Raw genomic sequence first — 15,647 nt, forward strand, 5'->3', positions numbered from 1 at the left:
GCCTTCGCGCCGTCCGCCCGGTCTCAGGTGCCACCGTTCACGGTGATGAGCATCCTCGGCCGGGTCGCCGAACTCCGTGCCGCCGGCCACGACGTCGTCAGCCTGTGCGCGGGGGAGCCGGGCGGGGGCGCCCCGCCCGCCGTCGACGCCGCGGCCGCCGCCGTCCACGCCTCCGGCCGTGCCTTCACCTACACCCCGGCGCTGGGCCTGCCGGAGCTGCGGACCGCCGTCGCCGGCCACTACCGCCGCTGGTACGGGCTCGACGTGCGCCCCGAGCAGGTCGCGATCACCACGGGCTCCTCGGGGGCGTTCATGCTCGGCTTCCTCGCGGCGTTCCCCCCGGGGGACCGCGTGCTCCTGCCGCGCCCCGGCTATCCGGCGTACCGCAACATCCTCACGGCGCTCGGGGTGGAGGTGGTGGACGTGGACGTCGACGCCGGCACCCGCTACCAGCCCACGGTCGCCCACCTGGAGGCGGCGCTCGCGGAGGGCCCGGTCGCGGGGCTCGTGCTCGCCTCCCCGGCCAATCCCACGGGCACGATGGTCAGCGCCGACGAGCTCGCCGAGCTCGCCCGCTGGTGCGAGGAACGCGGTGTGCGGCTCGTCTCGGACGAGATCTACCACGGCATCGTGCACACGGACGGGGAGGGGCTCGGCGCCTGCGCATGGCGCACCTCCCGCACCGCGCTCGTGGTCAGCTCGTTCTCCAAGTACTGGGGCATGCCCGGCTGGCGGCTGGGCTGGATGCTCATGCCGGACGACCTCGCCGCCGCGGTCGACGGCCTCGCCGGCTCGGTCGCCCTCTGCCCGCCCGCCGCGGCCCAGGAGGCGGCCGTCCACGCGTTCAGCGAGGAGTCCTACGCGTTCTGTGCCGAGCAGGCCGGCGGCTTCACGGCGACGCGCGGCGTCGTGCTGGCCGCCCTGCCCCGGCTCGGCTGGGCCGACGCCGCCCCCGCCGACGGCGCCTTCTACCTCTGGGCCCGTCTCGCCCCGGGCATGCTGGCGGAGTTCGGCAGCGCCGTCGGCTACTGCGCCGCCCTGCTGGAGGAGGCCGGCGTCGCGCTGACCCCCGGCGACGACTTCGACGCCGTCCACGGGCCCGAGTCCGTCCGGCTCTCCTTCGCCGCCGGCCCGGACGCCGTCCACGAGGCGCTCGAGCGGATCGCCGCCTGGCATGCGGCGCGCGGCCTGGCCTGACGGGCTCCGCCGCGCGCCGCACCGCCCGACGCCTCAGCCGCCCGACCGGCGTGTCCGTGACGGCCCGGTCGCCGAGCAGTCGGGCGCGGTAGATCAGCGGGTTGTGGCTGACCAGCACCCGCGCATTGCGCCCATGCCGGTCCAGCCCGCGTGTGCGCAGGGTCGCGGAGGCCCCGCCCACCTCGAACAGGCGGGTCGCCGCGCGCTCGAGGGCGTCACGTGCCGGTTCCCGCGACGGGGGCGCGCCGTCGGCGCCGCCGGTATGACGGGCAGACGCCCCCCGCCGTATTGCGAACCATCCGCAACAGTCTTTATTGTGAATCAGTCGCATCTTTCCGCCCTCGTGAAAGGCTCCTCGTGTCCCACTCCGCCCCGCAGCGCCGTTCCGCGCGCACCGCCGCCCTCTCCGCCACCCTCGCCGCCGCGGCCATCGCCCTGACGGCGTGCGGCGCGGACGCCGCCCCGTCCGGGCCGACGTCGGCCCCCGCCCCCGCCGCGGACGGCGCCGAGTCGCCGTCGGGTGAGGCGAGGGCGGCCTCCTCCGTCTCCGAGGGGGACCGCGTCGACCCGACCCGGACCACCGAGGTCTCCGCGGTGACCCCGCGCATCCTGCTCTCCCACGAGGGCGGGCTCACGCTGCTCGACGCCGAGTCCGGGGAGGTGGTGAGGGAGCAGGACGTCCCGGGCTTCACGCGGCTGAGCAACGCCGGCAACGGCAAGGACGTCCTGGTGACCACCGGGAACGGCTGGGAGGTGTTCTCCACCGGCATCCAGGCCAAGGCCCACGGCGATCACGTCCACCACTACGAGTCCGCGCCCGGCATGACCGGCGTGACGTTCCCGGGTGAGCACCCCGGCCACGTCGTCACCCACAACGGCAGGACCACCCTCTTCGGGGACGGCACGGGCGCGATCCGGACCTTCGACTCGGCCCACCTGGACAAGGCGACCCCGGACCTCATGCCCGTCATGACGGAGGCCGAGACCGAGGACCCGCACCACGGCGTGGCGCTCGAGCTCTCCGACGGCACCCTCTTCACCACGCAGGGCACCGAGGACTCCCGCAACACGCTCCAGGTGATCGACCCGAAGACCAGCGAGGTCACGGCCGAGACCGACGACTGCCCCGGCAGCCACGGCGAGGCCGCGGCCCAGCCGACGGAGGCGGGCGACGTCGTCGTGATGGGATGCGAGAACGGGCCCGTCGTGTACCGGGACGGCGAGTTCCACAAGGTGGACGTCGAGACCGAGTATCAGCGCTCCGGGAACCTGTTCGGGCTGCATGACTCGCCCATCGTCCTGGGTGATCACAAGGTCGAGGAGGAGCCGGAGGAGGCCGTCGAGCGGCCCACGGCGATCGCCCTCATCGACACCCGCACCGATGAGCTCACCACCGTGGACCTCGGCTCCTCCTACTGGTTCCGCTCGCTCGGCCGCGCCGAGGACGGTTCCGCGGTCGTGCTGACCTACGACGGCGAGGTCACCGTGATCGACGAGGAGACCGGTGAGGTCACCGCCGAGTACCCGGTGATCGAGCCGTGGAAGGAGAAGGACGAGTGGCAGGAGCCCGGCCCGATCCTCAAGGTGGCCGGGAACACCGCCTACGTCACCGACGCGGAGGCCCAGAAGCTCGTGGCCGTCGACCTGGAGACCGGTGAGACCGTCCTGGAGAAGGACCTGGAGTTCGCCCCGGTCGAGATGGCCGTGGTCACCGGCGAGCCCGAGTCCGTGAAGCCCGAGGAGGGCGCTGATGCCGAGTCCGGCCACGACGAGCACGCCGACCACGATCACGGCCACGAGTCCGACGAGCACACCGACCACGATCACTGATCAGGTCGGGCCAGGGGAGCGGGGGTCAGCGCCGCGCGGCCGTGGCCCCCGCCGGCACCGGGTCCGACGCATCGGCGGGGTGTCCGAGGCGCGGGGCGGACGGCTGGAGCGCGAACACGAGCAGCGTGAGCGGGCCGACGAACGGCACCAGCCCGAGGAACAGCCACGCGCGGCTGAAGCCGGCGTCGTGGAGGCGCCGGGCGAGCAGGGCGAGCGAGGGGAGTGCGTGCGTGATCCCCACGAGGAGGACGGCCGCGTCGCGGAGGGACAGGTCCGGGGAGCCGAGGAGGAACACGTCCAGGACGGTGGACACGAAGTGAACGACGGCCTGCAGGAGCCACACGTAGAGCGCCGCGAGCCAGAAGTCGGCGCGGGACGCGCGCCCGCTGAACTGCGCGTAGCCGGCGTAGTAGCGGCGGATGGCCTGAAGCATGGTCATGGTCCGGCCCTCAGTCCTGCCGAGGGGACGCCAGCAGACCCTGTGCCGCGACGATCACGAGCATCGCAGCTCCCGCTTCGGCCGCCCCCGCGGGCCCGGCCACGGGATCGCCGAGAACCGCGACTACGGCACCGGCGAGCCCCAGCACGGCCATCGCCCCGCCGATCCACCAGAACACCGGGGCCTGGAATGCCCGGGCGAACGGGAGGAAGTGGCCGCCCACCACGGCGGCCACCAGGGCGATCTGCGCCGTCGGTGCGTCGAGCGCGAGTGCCACCAGGCGTGTCACGGGGAGGAGCGCCAGCATCGTGACGACGGCGATCCCGTAGACGCGCCGCGGGCGGGCGCCTGCACGGCGGGCAGCACCCGCCGGCGCAGCAGCACGACCACCAACGTGAAGCCGATCAGCGCGATCGCGCTGCCGCGCAGCGTGCCCTGGTGCTCGGCCGGCAGCCCCGCGATCCCGCCGAACAGGAAGGCGCCGCCGCCGACCACCCCGATCAGCCCGCCCCACACCACCGGGTGCCGGAGGTGGCCGATCCCGCGGACGGGCGGGTCGTCGTCGAAGTGGGCCGGCCGCATGGGGCGGGCCGTGGTCGTGTCCGTCATGGTTCCCCCTCGCATCACGTGTGACATGCGTCATCCTGCCATGACGGGTGGACGGGTCAGGCCCCCTGTGGACAGGCCCCGATGATCATCAGCGGGTGCTCCGCCGCGTCGAATGGGCGGCCGTGCCAGCCGCTCCAGACGCGGTCCACCGCCAGGTCCACCGACGCCGGCTCGATCAGCTCCGCCGTGCCCCGCCGCCACTCGACGCGGTCCCCGCCGGGGCGATCCCCGCGACGACGCGGGCGTCATCGTAGGCGCGGCGGTTCGTCTCGGCCGGGTCCAGATGCATGGACGGCACCGTATCTTGAAGATGACCGCATGCACCGCCAGCTGGACCACGAGGAGTTCGACCAGCGGCTCGAGGGCTGAGCCGCCGCGGTCTGCCGCGCTCACCCCACGAAGACGCAGAAGCGCCTGGCCGGCTGGGCGCAGGGCGTGTCTCCTCAGTGGGCACGCACCCATGGCGGCAGTTCAGTGCGTCATGCCTCTTGGCCGTGGCTGCTGTAGACCACGATCGGCGCTCTACTGGGATCGCGCGTCCTCTTCCACACGGTCATGCCAATTCGTTCGGCCACGCGACGGGAAGCCATGTTGTCGGGGTTGATGATCGCGGTGACCATCGTTGCGTCGAGGGTCTCGAACCCGTGTCGCAGGCAGGCAGAGGCCCCCTCGGTTGCCAGTCCCTGTCCCTGGCGTTCAGGCAGGACGTGGTAGCCGACCTCGAGGACCTCCTGGCCGTCGACGTTCTGCCAGGTCAGGCCGCAGTCACCGATGAAGTCGCCGGTGGTCCGGTGTTCGATGACCCACAGGCCGAACCCATGCTTGGCGTAGTTGTCCTTCGACCAGTTGATCCACCGCTGCACCTCGTTGCGCGACTTGGCCCGCGGGTAGTAGCGCATGACCTCCGCGTCTCCGCGGAGCCTGCACATGTCGTCGAGGTCAGCGTCGGTCATGCACCGGAACGTGAGTCGATCGGTGGGTTGCGGGATCACCCGACGACCTTACCGACGGCACTGAACCGGCTTCTTTGTCTTCGACATGTGCGTGAAACCACCCCCGCGGTCTGCCGCGCTCACCCCACGAAGACGCAGAAGGGGTGGCCGGCCGGGTCCGCGAACACGTACAGGGGCTCGTCCTCGTCGTCGGAGCGGTCCTGGACGAGGCGCCCGCCCAGGCGCAGGGCGTGGTCGTGGGCCGCGTCGAGGGAATCGCGGTCCGGCACGGTGAAATCCAGGTGCAGCTGCATCGGCACCTCGGGTGACGGCCACGTGCTGGGCTTCAGTTCGTCGGTGCGCTGGAATGTCAGGACGCGGCGGCCGTCGTCGTCCAGCAGCACGAGCCAGTCCGCGCTGTCCGGCTCGCGACCGTCCGCGAGCTCGTCGCCCGCGCGGTAGTGGAGGCCGAGGAGCTCGCGGTAGAACTCCGCGACGGAACGGATGTCGACGGCGTCGATCACCGGCTGCTGGAGCACGGGGCGAGTGACCATGGCCACACACTAAGCGACCTCGGTGTCCGCGTCAGCGTCTCGGCCTCAGTCGACGTCGTCGCGCCCCGCATCCACCCACCGCGCGGCCGGCACGACGGCGGCCAGCGAGACCACCGCCAGGACCTGCCACCCCGCGAGCGCCCAGCCGACCCCGAGCGCACCGCCTCGATCAGTGGCTGATCCCTCGCCGCCCATCCGGTGGCGGGGGATCAGCCGTGCGGTGGGCACGAGGCCACGGATGGGACCGAGACTTGCGGCGCTCCCGCTTGCGGTGGCCGTACCGGTGGCTGAGAGGCGAATGCGAAAAGCGTGACCGGCCCGATCTTCGGATCAGACACAGGAAGATCCAGGCGCGGTTGAAGTCAGCGTCGTGGAGCCGGCGTCGTAGCGCCGGATTGCGTCGCTGAAATGCAGGGCCTTGCCCTCAGCCCTGCCGCGACGGGCGGATGCGGCAGGCGCCCCTGTGAATGACCACCGATGTCGGTCAGCCGCCGCAGGATCCCACCCGCGGCGGCTGACCGACTGGCGTTCGTCTGTCAGAGTGCGATGGTCACGGACTTCACCTGGGTGTACAGCTCCAAGCTCTCCGCGCCCAGCTCCCGGCCCCAGCCGGACTGCCGAAAGCCACCGAACGGCAGCTGCGAGTCCAGGGCATGGAAGGTATTGACCCACACCGTGCCGGCCTTGAGCCGTGCGGCCACGCGGTGGGCACGGGAGACGTCCCGGGTCCACAGGGCGGCGGCGAGGCCGTATACCGAATCGTTCGCGGCGCGGATCACTTCGTCCTCGTCGGTGAACTTCACGGAGACGGCCACCGGGCCGAAGATCTCCTCGCGGACAATGGACATCTCCGGGGTGGTCTCCGTGAAGAGGGTGGGCTCCACGTAGAAGCCGGCGTCGCCGTGCCGCTGCCCGCCCGTCAGAGCGACGGCACCGTCCCGCTTGCCCTCCTCAACGAAGCCCATCACCCGGTCCAGCTGCTCCTGGGAGACCAGCGGGGTGATGGCGGCGTCCTCGGTGCCCGGACCGATGCTCATCTGGCGCATCTTCGCGGCGAGGGCCTCGTTGAACCGGTCGTAGACGTCGGCGTGCACGAACACGCGCGTGCCGGACTCGCAGGCCTGACCCGAGTTCAGGGTGAATCCCATGAGCGCCCCGTCCACGGCGGCGTCGATGTTGGCATCCGCGAACACGATGTTGGGGGACTTGCCTCCCAGCTCGAGCGACACCTTCTTCAAGTTTTCGGCCGCCGCCCCCACGATCTTCTTGCCCACCTCGGTGGAGCCGGTGAACGCGACCTTGTCCACGTCAGGGTGGGCGGTGAGCGCAGCACCGGCGTCGCCGTGGCCGGTGACGATGTTGACGACGCCAGCCGGCACGCCTGCCTCCGTCAACAGTTCGCCCAGCATCAGTGCTGTCAGCGGCGTCTGCTCCGCGGGCTTGAGGACCACGGTGTTGCCCGTGGCCAGTGCGGGGGCGATCTTCCAGGCCGCCATCAACAGCGGGAAGTTCCATGGGATGATCTGACCGCACACGCCCACGGGCTCGCGCCGTGTGTAGGAGTGAAACTCGGCCTCGGGCGGGGCCAGCAGCATGGATGGAGCATTGACGGCCCCCTGCAGCTTCGAGGGCCAGCCCGCGTAGTAACGGAAGCAGTCCGCAGCGGCGCGGACGTCAAAGGCGCTGGCGATGCCCACGCCTTTGCCCTGGTCGAGGGACTCCAGGAGCGCGAAGTCCTCGAGGCGTTCGGTGATCAGGTTGGAGATCCGCCACAGCAGGTCCTCGCGTACATTCGGCCGCATCCGCACCCATGAGCCCTCGTCGAAGGCGGCACGGGCCGCGGCGACGGCGGCGTCGATGTCGGCCTGCTCGGCGTGCGCCACCGTGGCGAGCACCTCGCCGGTGGCAGGATCCCGGGTCTCGAAGGTCTTCCCGGACGCCGCGTCGACCCATTCACCGCCGATCAGGAGGCGATGGGGGCGGTCCAGGAAGGCGCGTACTCGCGCGGTCATAGGGGAGTTCGATGTCTCAGTCATGGTGCGTCCTAGGAGTCGTGAGATGGGGAGTGGGGCATCAGAACGAGGTGATGACGGAACGGATCACCTCGCCGTTGAGGAGCCGCTCGTACCCGGTATTGATCTCATCGAGGGAGATCTCCTGGGAGACCATGTGGTCCAGATCCATACGTCCCTGGACGTACAGGTCGGCGTACAGCGGGATGTCGCGCTGGATGTTGGAGGAGCCCATGGCCACCGCCTGCAGGCGTCGCTGTGCGAACAGCGAATCGAGCGAGGCGCCGAACTGGGCCGTGGTCCCGGGCGGGGCAATGCCGATCAGGTACGCGGTTCCGCCAGGTCCGAGAACGTCCTGGGCGAGTTGCTGGGTCACTGGCAACCCGATGGCCTCGAACGCGTGGTCCACTCCGGTGCCCGTGATCCCGAGGACCGCCTCGACGGCGTCCCCGGAGCCCGAGTTGACCACGTCGGTGGCGCCGAACCGGCGGGCCGCCTCAAGCTTGGAGTCGTCCAGGTCGATCGCGATCACGCGCTTGGCGCCGCATAGACGGGCACCGCTCACGGCATTGAGGCCGATGCCACCGACGCCCACGACGGCCACCGTGTCACCGGGCCGTACGTGGGCCGTGTTGATGGCCGCGCCAGCACCGGTGACGACCGAGCAACCGATGAGCGCGGCCTGCGGGAAGGGGATGTCCTCGTTGACAACGGCTAGCTGGTTCTCATGGACGAGTACCTGCTCGGCGAATCCGCCCACGTTGACGGACTGGGCGACGGGCGTGCCGTCCTGAAGTGTGAGGCGTGGCTTCTCCTCCGGCCCCCGCACCACAGCCTCCTGATTCAGGCACAGGGTGGTCTGGCCCGCGAGACACCGCGCGCAGGCCCCGCAGTAGGCGATCAGACAGGCGACGACGCGGTCGCCCGGCTTCAGGCTTGTCACGCTGGGGCCGACCGCGGCGACGACACCGGAGATCTCATGCCCTCCGGCGGCGGGCAGGGGCAGGCCGAAGTCGTGGTCGATGAGGTGCAGGTCCGAGTGGCACAGGCCGGAGGCCTTCACGTCCACCAAGACCTCCCGCCCCACCGGGTCGTCGATCACCACATCATGGATCTCGAACTTGCCCCCGACCTTCATTGCGAGCGCTGCGCGCATAATCGTTCTCCATTCACTAGGGTCGATCCCTGTCGCCTGAATATGACCTAGATCACATGTGGCAGAGTCAGGCTATGACCGGTGCCGTAGGGGCGGGGTGTGCAGTTCTGCGACACCCGCGGCGGCGGTGGCCCATCCTGACGGCGGGGGTCCTGGTGATGTGCGGACGGGCGGCCTAGGCTTCTCGACCGTGATGTGCATCTCAGAGTGGCCGCACGGGCGGGCATAACCGTCATGGTGTCGAATCGCCTCGAGACGGAATCCGGCTGGCGGCGGTCCCGGTTGCACGGGGTGCGCGCAGACGACACGCTGACCACTGCCACTCTCGACGTGCGGGCACGCGCGGCGGCACTCGACCATGCGGTCGCCACCACCCTGGCCGACGTGGCGCGTGATTTCGCCGGCCTTGACCTCTTCCTCTTTGCCTCCGACCGCAGCGGACGACTGATCCGCCTCGTGGGGCCATGGAAATCGGCGTTGGGGGAGCAGATTCGGCGGCGGGGGCTGGATGTGGGGGTCTGCCTGGCCGAGGAGGCGGCGGGGTTCAACGGGATCGGCGCCGCCCTTGAGCTGGGCCGAGGCGTCGCCGTCGACGGGGAGGAGCACTATCTCGACGCGTTCCGGGCCTTCTCCTGCTTCGGGGTGCCCCTCGCGCATCCGGGCGTCGGGCGCGTCCATGGGGCGCTCAGCGTGGTGACGTTCGCCGGGGCGACGCCGACGCTCGTGGAGGGCCTGGCCCGGCACCTCGGACGACAGATTGAGCAGGCGCTAGGCGCGGCCACGTACGCAGACGAGTTGCGGCTTCTGACGGAGTTCCGCCGCCTCACCCGGGGCCGGGGTAGTGCCGTGGTGGGCGTGGGTGAGGAGTCGATCCTCCTGAATGCCGCGGCGGAGCGGTTGGTGCGGTGTCTCGACGGATCGGAGCTGCGGGCCCTGGCGGTGCGAGCGCGGCGGGGGGAGCTCGACGGTGGCGATGTGGGCGTGGCGGGGGGCTTCAGCGTCGCGGACGTGTCCGAGGCGTCTGGCATGACCCTGATGCGGTTGGAGAGGGCCGCGACGGAAACCACGCCGCGTCCCACGCCGGGGGCGGGGCGCGGGACCTGGGCTCCGGCCGTCGAAGCGGCCCGCGAGGCACGGGGCTCGGTGAGCGTGATCGGGGAGCCCGGCTCCGGCCGCACGGCGGCCGCCCGGAGGATCGCTGGCCCCGACGCCGTCATACTCGAGGTCGGCCGCGCCCAGACCCCCGAGGACACGACCTGGCTACGGGGGCTCGAGGCCCTCGTGCGGCGGCCCGGCCCGCCGGTGGTGGTTGACGACGTCGACGCGCTGGAACCTCGGCTCTTGCCAGGACTGAGACGAGCCCTCCGACAGGGGCGGTGCCGGATTGTCATGACCGCCCAGGTGCAGCCGACGACCGATGTCTCGGCCGTGCTCGCGTTGACGGAGCATCGCGTCCAGCTCTCGCCGCTGCGCCGTCGGCTCGCCGAGTTCCCGGCGTTGCTGGCGGCTATGGCGGCCCAGGTGCACGGCGCCTCGGCGCCGATGTTCTCCCCGGAGGCCGTGCGCGTCCTGGCGCAGCAGCACTGGCCGGGCAACCTGGTCGAGCTGGAGTACGTCGTGGGCCGTGTTGGGCGGAGGGCTGGGGGCGGCCGTGTGACGGTGGCTGAGCTGCCCGCATCACACCGTGGGGAAGGGACTGTCCCCCTCCTGGGCCTCGAACGGGCCGAGCGGGAGGCGATCATCGACGCATTGGAGTCGGCCGGCGGCAATAAGGTGCGGGCCGCCGCCGCGCTCGGGGTGAGCCGGGCGACGCTCTACCGCCGCCTGCGCACCCTGCGCATCACGCAGGAAGGCTGAGCGGGGCCAGCCGGGTGCCGGGCTGGACGCGCGGCGGGGTGGTCCCGCGCCGGGCCGACGTTCTCTACGCGGGTCGTCCTTATTCCGGACGGCCCGCGCAAGGAGCATCGGTCGCGCGGATTCAGCGCTCAGCCGTCCTCGGCCCGAGATGTCGCGCGGCCGGCACGACGGCGGCCAGCGAGACCACCGCCAGGACCTGCCACCCCGCGAGCGCCCAGCCGACCCCGAGCGTCGCCCCGAGCGCACCTCCCGCGAGGGTCGCCAGCGGCACGGAGCCCCGGGTGAGGGTGCGGCGCATCGCGGTGACCCGCCCGAGCGTGCCCTCGGGGCAGGCGCGGGCGGTCACGGCAGCCTGGGTGATGTTCCCGAGCAGGACCATGAACCCCCAGAGGGCGGCGCCGGCCAGCAGCCACGGCCCGGCATGAGCGCGGTCGGCGTAGGCCAGCAGGTGCAGCCCCACGGCCACGGCGCAGCCGACCGAGCCGAGGAGGATGCACCGGCGCTCGCCCAGGCGGTCGATGGCCCGGCCCGCCAGGGACGAGGCCGTCAGTGCCCCGACCGCGCCCGCGGTGATCTGGATGCCCAGGAACTCCGGCCCGAGCCGCAGGTCGGTCAGGATCCAGACCGCCTCGACCGGGGCGAAGAGGGCCATGCCCACATTGGCGGCCACCGACCCCATCGTCAGCAGCCACAGGACCGGGGTGCGCCGCAGGACCGTCCACCCCTCCGCGGCGTCCTTCCCGAACCGGGCCCAGCGGGAGAGGACGTCCGCGACGCCGGGGTCCCCGTCGTCGTCCGGGACGTCCGCCGCGGCGGAGGGCCGCAACCGCACCCGGAGCGCGACGATCGCCGCCGCGAAGAGGAACGCCGTCGCGATGCCGAGCACGGGCCCTGCGCCCAGCGACCCGACGAGGACGCCCGCCGCGGCGGGCACGATCAACACGAGGGCGGCGTCGGCGGACTCGAGCCGCGCCGTCAGGCGGGCGACGGCGGTGGCCGGCACGACGCGCGGCACGAGCGCGGTCTGGGTGGTCTCGGCCAGCACCGTGAGCACGCCCAGCAGGGTCATGACGGCGGCGAGGTGACCGAACGTGAGCGCGTCGAGCGCCCACGCCGCGACGAGCGAGCCGAGCACCGCCGCCTTGGCGAGGCCGGTGGCCGCGAGCAGCCGCGGGCTGAGGTGTCGGTCCACCACGATGCCGAGGGGCACGCCGAGTAGGAGGAATCCCAACCCGGAGAGCGTCATCAGCACGCCCATGCCGTCGGCGCCCACGCCGAGCAGGAGCACCGCCAGGACGTCCAGGGCGACGTCCGTGGCGGACCGGCCACCCGCGTCGAGGGCGTTGGAGGCGACCAGCCACCGCGCCCGTCCTTCCGGCAGCGGGGGCGTCCCAGTGTCAGAGCCGCGGGGGGCAGGCGTCTGGCGACGCGGGTCCGTGCTCACCGCCACACGTGGAGCAGGTAGCCGTAGCTCAGTGATGTCGCTGCGGGGTGCTCGGCGAGCCACGCGTCGGCGACCCCTCGCTCGAACTCCAGCCGCAGGACGGCCTCGAGGTCGGCGCGGGAGTCGAAGGTCCACGAGCTCATGACCTCGCGGGTCTCGGCCCCGATGCCGGCCCACCACTCGCGGGCGTACGTGTCCTGGCCCTGCGCCGCGGCGTTCGTGCTCGCCCGCAGCAGCTCGGCGAACTGGCCGCGCTCGGTGTCGTTGTCGATCACCACGAGCGCGCCGCCGGGCCGCAGCACCCGGGTGACCTCGTCCAGGCCGGGCCGGACGTCCCAGCGCGGGTGCGGGAAGAAGTACGCGAACCGGGCGTGCACGACGTCGACGCTCGCCTCCGGCAGCGGGATCTGCTCGGCCGAGCCGTAGAGCACGCGCGCCCCGCCGGGGCGGGCGCGGGCGGCCCCCAGCAGGCGCGCGTCCGGCTCGACGGCGATCGTCTCGGCCGCGTCGGCGTAGCGGGGCAGCCAGAAGCCGGTGCCCGCACCGAGGTCGAGCAGCGTCCGCCCGGTCCAGGGCGCCGCCTCCTGCAGTGCCGCCCAGAGGGCGCCCTCGCGGTCCATGGCCGCGTTCTCGATCTCGTACAGCGCCGGGTCCACGCCCTGGTTGCCCGAGGGCCGGAAGTCGGGCAGGTCCGTGGCCGGTCCGCCCGGTGTGCTCTGTGTCATGTCCGGGAGTCTGACACACACCCCCCTCCACGCCAGTCCGTCACACGGGTCTGCCTCGGCCCGCCGCGCCCCGGAGAGGCTCCGGCCGGTCCTGGATGGCGCGGTGGCGGCTCATATGACGCGCGAGCCGGCCGTCCGCTGGACTCGCGGCGGCCCGCCGCGTGGGATGGGCTCACCACCCATCCAGAGCGGCCGAGAGATCTGGCTCGACGACGCCGCAGCAACCCGCCCGCCGCACCCGGACCCCCGGGAACGGCAGGCCCGGTGCTACCGCCAGGACCGATGGAGGAGAGCAGATGCCCCGTCACGCCACACAGCAAGTCCACGCCGGCTACGAGCCCGCCGCACCCCACCGGCCGGTCGTCCCGCCCATCCACCAGACCACGGCGTTCCGTTTCCCGGACCACGCCACGGCGGCATCGATGTTCCGGCTCGAGACCCCCGGCTTCACCTACAGCCGCACGGGCAACCCGACCGTCGCGGTGTTCGAGAACCGCCTCGCCGCACTGGAGGGCGGCATCGGCGCGATCGCCACGGCCACCGGCCAGGCCGCCGTCGCGCTGTCCCTGCTGGCGCTGCTGCAGGGCGGCAAGCACCTGGTCGCCTCCAGCCAGCTCTACGGCGGCACCGTGGACCTGCTGACGGACACGTTCGCGGACTTCGGCATCGAGGTCACCTTCGCGGACCCGGCGGACCCGCCCGCGTGGGCCGCAGCGGTCCGGCCCGACACCCGCGCGTTCTTCCTCGAGGCCATCACCAACCCGCTCGCCACCCTCCCGGACCTGCCCGCGCTCGCGGACCTCGCCCACGCGGCCGGTGTGCCCGTGGTGGTGGACAGCACCCTCGCGACGCCGGCCCTCTACCGGCCGCTGGAGCACGGCGCCGACGTCGTCGTGCACTCGGCCACCAAGTTCCTCGGCGGGCACGGCGCGGTGCTCGGCGGCGCGATCGTGGACGGCGGCACGTTCGACTACGGCGCGGCGCCGGACCGGTGGCCGCAGCTGGCCCGGCCCAAGGCCCGCTACGGCGGGCAGACGCTGGTCGAGCGGCACGGCCGCGGCGCCTACCTGACGCTGGCCCGCAGCAAGTTCCTGCACGACCTCGGCCCCACCCTCGCCGCCGCGAGCGCGGCGCAGTTCATCCAGGGGCTCGAGACGCTCGACCTGCGCGTGGCCCGCCACACCGCCACCGCCCTGGCCGTGGCCGAACACCTGGCCGGGCACCCCGCCGTCGCCCGGGTGCACCACCCCGGCGTGGCCGGGCATCCCAGCGCGGCGCTGGCCGCCCGTGACTTCCCGGACGGCGTCGGCTCGGTGTTCTCCTTCGACCTGGCCTGCGGCCCCGAGGCCGTGGCCCCGTTCCTCGACGCGCTCGAGCTGTTCCAGCTGGTGGTCAACGTCGGCGACGCCCGGTCCCTCGTCTCCCACCCGGCGACCATGACGCACTGTCGCCTGACGCGGCAGCAGCGCGAGGACGCCGGGATCGCCGAGACCACCGTCCGGCTCTCCATCGGGCTGGAGTGTCCCGACGACCTGATCGCGGACCTGGACCGTGCCCTGGCCGTGGTGACCGCCGCCGGGCCGGCCGTCCCCGCCACCACGCCCGCCGTCCCCGAGACCGCCGCCGTCACCCAGGAGGTGCGCTGAGATGACCGCTGTCCACCACACCACCCGCTCCGTCTCCCGTCCCGCCGTCCGCGGCTTCACCACCACCGCCGTGCACGCCGGCCAGGAGCCCGACCCGCTGACCGGCGCCGTGGTGCCGCCGATCTACCAGACCAGCACCTTCGTACAGGACGGCATCAACGTGCTGCGCGCTGGGCATGAGTACAGCCGCGGCTCCAACCCGACCCGGAACGGCTTCGAGACCCAGCTCGCCGCCCTCGAGCACGGCGATCGGGCGTTCGCGTTCGCCTCCGGGCTCGCCGCCGAGGACGCCCTCCTGCGGGCCGTGCTGCGCCCCGGCGACCACATCGTGCTGGGCGGCGACGGCTACGGCGGCACCCACCGCCTCATCACCACCGTCCTCGAGCCGTGGGGCGTGTCCAACACCCCCGTGGACATCACCGACCCGACGGCGGTCGCCGCGGCCGTCCGCCCCGGCCGCACCGCGCTGCTGTGGGTGGAGACGCCCTCCAACCCGCTGCTCGGCATCGCGGACCTGGCCGCCTGGGCGCAGATCGCCCACGACGCCGGCGCGCTGCTGGTCGTGGACAACACGTTCGCCTCGCCCTACCTCCAGCGGCCCCTCGACCTCGGCGCGGACGTGGTGGTGCACTCCACCACCAAGTACATCGGCGGGCACTCGGACGTGCTCGGCGGCGCCGTGGTGGTGGCCGACCGCGAGTTCCGCGGCCGGGCGCTGGCCGAGGCGGTGGCCTACCAGCAGTTCGCCGCCGGTGCGGTCGCCGGCCCGCAGGACTCCTACCTCGCCGCCCGCGGCCTCAAGACGCTCGGCCTGCGCATGGACCGGCACGGCGCCAACGCCGCCGCGCTCGCGGGCTGGCTGCAGGGCCGCCCCGAGGTCGCCCAGGTCTTCTACCCCGGGCTGCCCGACCACCCGGGCCACGCGCTCGCCGCGCGGCAGATGGACGGCTTCGGCGGCATCGTCTCCGTCCGGCTGGCCGGGGGAGAGGCCGCGGCCCGCGCGTTCGCCGAGGCCACCGAGCTGTTCGCGCTCTCGGTCAGCCTCGGCGGGGTCGAATCGCTGCTCTGCTACTCCTCCGAGATGACCCACGCCTCCGTGCGGGGCACGCCCCTGGCCGTCCCCACGGACCTGGTCCGGCTCTCCGTCGGCATCGAGGACGTGGCCGACCTGCAGGCGGACCTCGAGGCCGGCCTCGAGTGCGCCGCACGCGTCGCCGCCGGCCGCGGGGCGCCGCCGTCGTCCGCG

15 protein-coding genes and 1 pseudogene are annotated in these 15,647 nt (G+C 72.7%); 5 read left to right on the forward strand and 11 right to left on the reverse strand.

The window, feature by feature from the left end; translation table 11 throughout:
• The coding region (locus tag QL983_RS06220; RefSeq protein WP_290151875.1) for an aminotransferase class I/II-fold pyridoxal phosphate-dependent enzyme at positions 1-1,197 on the forward strand (1,197 nt) is incomplete at its 5' end.
• A gap of 55 nt (positions 1,198-1,252) precedes the next feature.
• Here QL983_RS06220 and QL983_RS06225 read toward each other — a convergent pair.
• Positions 1,253-1,411 (reverse strand): annotated as a pseudogene (locus tag QL983_RS06225) (acyl-CoA dehydrogenase); the annotation flags it as partial.
• A 143-nt stretch (positions 1,412-1,554) separates the two neighbouring features.
• On the opposite strand from QL983_RS06225, the gene QL983_RS06230 reads away from it, so the two are divergent.
• Positions 1,555-3,027 carry a PQQ-binding-like beta-propeller repeat protein gene (locus QL983_RS06230; protein ID WP_020626548.1) on the forward strand — a complete coding sequence of 491 codons (1,473 nt, stop codon included), beginning with the start codon at positions 1,555-1,557 and terminating at the stop codon, positions 3,025-3,027.
• A gap of 25 nt (positions 3,028-3,052) precedes the next feature.
• On the opposite strand, the gene QL983_RS06235 is transcribed toward QL983_RS06230, so the two are convergent.
• The 8 genes from QL983_RS06235 to QL983_RS06270 form a co-directional block, all read right to left on the reverse strand.
• A complete protein-coding gene (locus tag QL983_RS06235) occupies positions 3,053-3,466 on the reverse strand; it encodes a DUF805 domain-containing protein (RefSeq protein ID WP_020626549.1) in 414 nt (137 codons plus the stop codon).
• A gap of 10 nt (positions 3,467-3,476) precedes the next feature.
• Entirely contained in the window at positions 3,477-3,743 is a 267-nt protein-coding gene (locus QL983_RS06240; protein WP_230278152.1) for a hypothetical protein, read from the reverse strand.
• Positions 3,744-3,751: 8 nt separating this feature from the next.
• On the reverse strand, positions 3,752-4,075 hold the full coding sequence (locus QL983_RS06245) for a hypothetical protein (RefSeq protein WP_020626551.1): 324 nt from the start codon (positions 4,073-4,075) through the stop codon (positions 3,752-3,754).
• Between the two features lie 479 nt (positions 4,076-4,554).
• A complete protein-coding gene (locus QL983_RS06250) occupies positions 4,555-5,067 on the reverse strand; it encodes a GNAT family N-acetyltransferase (protein ID WP_020626554.1) in 513 nt (170 codons plus the stop codon).
• Positions 5,068-5,147: 80 nt separating this feature from the next.
• Entirely contained in the window at positions 5,148-5,561 is a 414-nt protein-coding gene (locus tag QL983_RS06255) for a VOC family protein (protein ID WP_036314920.1), read from the reverse strand.
• A 45-nt stretch (positions 5,562-5,606) separates the two neighbouring features.
• A complete protein-coding gene (locus tag QL983_RS06260) occupies positions 5,607-5,789 on the reverse strand; it encodes a hypothetical protein (protein ID WP_020626556.1) in 183 nt (60 codons plus the stop codon).
• A 308-nt stretch (positions 5,790-6,097) separates the two neighbouring features.
• Positions 6,098-7,597, reverse strand: coding sequence for an aldehyde dehydrogenase family protein (locus QL983_RS06265; RefSeq protein ID WP_036314923.1), 1,500 nt, complete (start codon positions 7,595-7,597; stop codon positions 6,098-6,100).
• Positions 7,598-7,634: 37 nt separating this feature from the next.
• Positions 7,635-8,729: a Zn-dependent alcohol dehydrogenase gene (locus tag QL983_RS06270; RefSeq protein ID WP_020626558.1), complete on the reverse strand. Its 1,095-nt coding sequence runs from the start codon at positions 8,727-8,729 to the stop codon at positions 7,635-7,637.
• A 234-nt stretch (positions 8,730-8,963) separates the two neighbouring features.
• Between QL983_RS06270 and QL983_RS06275 the strand changes: the two genes are divergently transcribed.
• Positions 8,964-10,586: a helix-turn-helix domain-containing protein gene (locus QL983_RS06275; protein WP_069941395.1), complete on the forward strand. Its 1,623-nt coding sequence runs from the start codon at positions 8,964-8,966 to the stop codon at positions 10,584-10,586.
• 121 nt (positions 10,587-10,707) lie between these two features.
• Here the strand turns inward: QL983_RS06275 and QL983_RS06280 are convergent, their stop codons facing one another.
• Entirely contained in the window at positions 10,708-12,030 is a 1,323-nt protein-coding gene (locus QL983_RS06280; RefSeq protein WP_223247479.1) for an MFS transporter, read from the reverse strand.
• Positions 12,027-12,755 (reverse strand): class I SAM-dependent methyltransferase, encoded by a 729-nt coding sequence (locus QL983_RS06285; protein ID WP_036314929.1) that lies wholly within the window; start codon positions 12,753-12,755, stop codon positions 12,027-12,029. The genes QL983_RS06280 and QL983_RS06285 overlap by 4 nt, the downstream gene beginning before the upstream one ends.
• A gap of 296 nt (positions 12,756-13,051) precedes the next feature.
• Between QL983_RS06285 and QL983_RS06290 the strand changes: the two genes are divergently transcribed.
• Positions 13,052-14,401, forward strand: coding sequence for a PLP-dependent transferase (locus tag QL983_RS06290; protein ID WP_036314933.1), 1,350 nt, complete (start codon positions 13,052-13,054; stop codon positions 14,399-14,401).
• A gap of 1 nt (position 14,402) precedes the next feature.
• On the forward strand, positions 14,403-15,647 hold a 1,245-nt coding region (locus QL983_RS06295), incomplete at its 3' end, for a cystathionine gamma-synthase (RefSeq protein WP_290151884.1).

Origin of the sequence: Micrococcus sp. APC 4021 (assembly GCF_030407635.1) — a bacterium.
Taxonomy (GTDB): domain Bacteria; phylum Actinomycetota; class Actinomycetes; order Actinomycetales; family Micrococcaceae; genus Micrococcus; species Micrococcus luteus.

Bases quoted from the DNA above. Each gene is read 5' to 3' on its own strand.
- QL983_RS06235 (WP_020626549.1), bottom strand. From the start codon at position 3,466: ATGACCATGCTTCAGGCCATCCGCCGCTACTACGCCGGCTACGCGCAG.
- QL983_RS06245 (WP_020626551.1), bottom strand. From the start codon at position 4,075: ATGACGGACACGACCACGGCCCGCCCCATGCGGCCGGCCCACTTCGAC.
- QL983_RS06255 (WP_036314920.1), bottom strand. From the start codon at position 5,561: ATGGTCACTCGCCCCGTGCTCCAGCAGCCGGTGATCGACGCCGTCGAC.
- QL983_RS06265 (WP_036314923.1), bottom strand. From the start codon at position 7,597: ATGACTGAGACATCGAACTCCCCTATGACCGCGCGAGTACGCGCCTTC.
- QL983_RS06270 (WP_020626558.1), bottom strand. From the start codon at position 8,729: ATGCGCGCAGCGCTCGCAATGAAGGTCGGGGGCAAGTTCGAGATCCAT.
- QL983_RS06275 (WP_069941395.1), top strand. From the start codon at position 8,964: ATGGTGTCGAATCGCCTCGAGACGGAATCCGGCTGGCGGCGGTCCCGG.
- QL983_RS06285 (WP_036314929.1), bottom strand. From the start codon at position 12,755: ATGACACAGAGCACACCGGGCGGACCGGCCACGGACCTGCCCGACTTC.
- QL983_RS06290 (WP_036314933.1), top strand. From the start codon at position 13,052: ATGCCCCGTCACGCCACACAGCAAGTCCACGCCGGCTACGAGCCCGCC.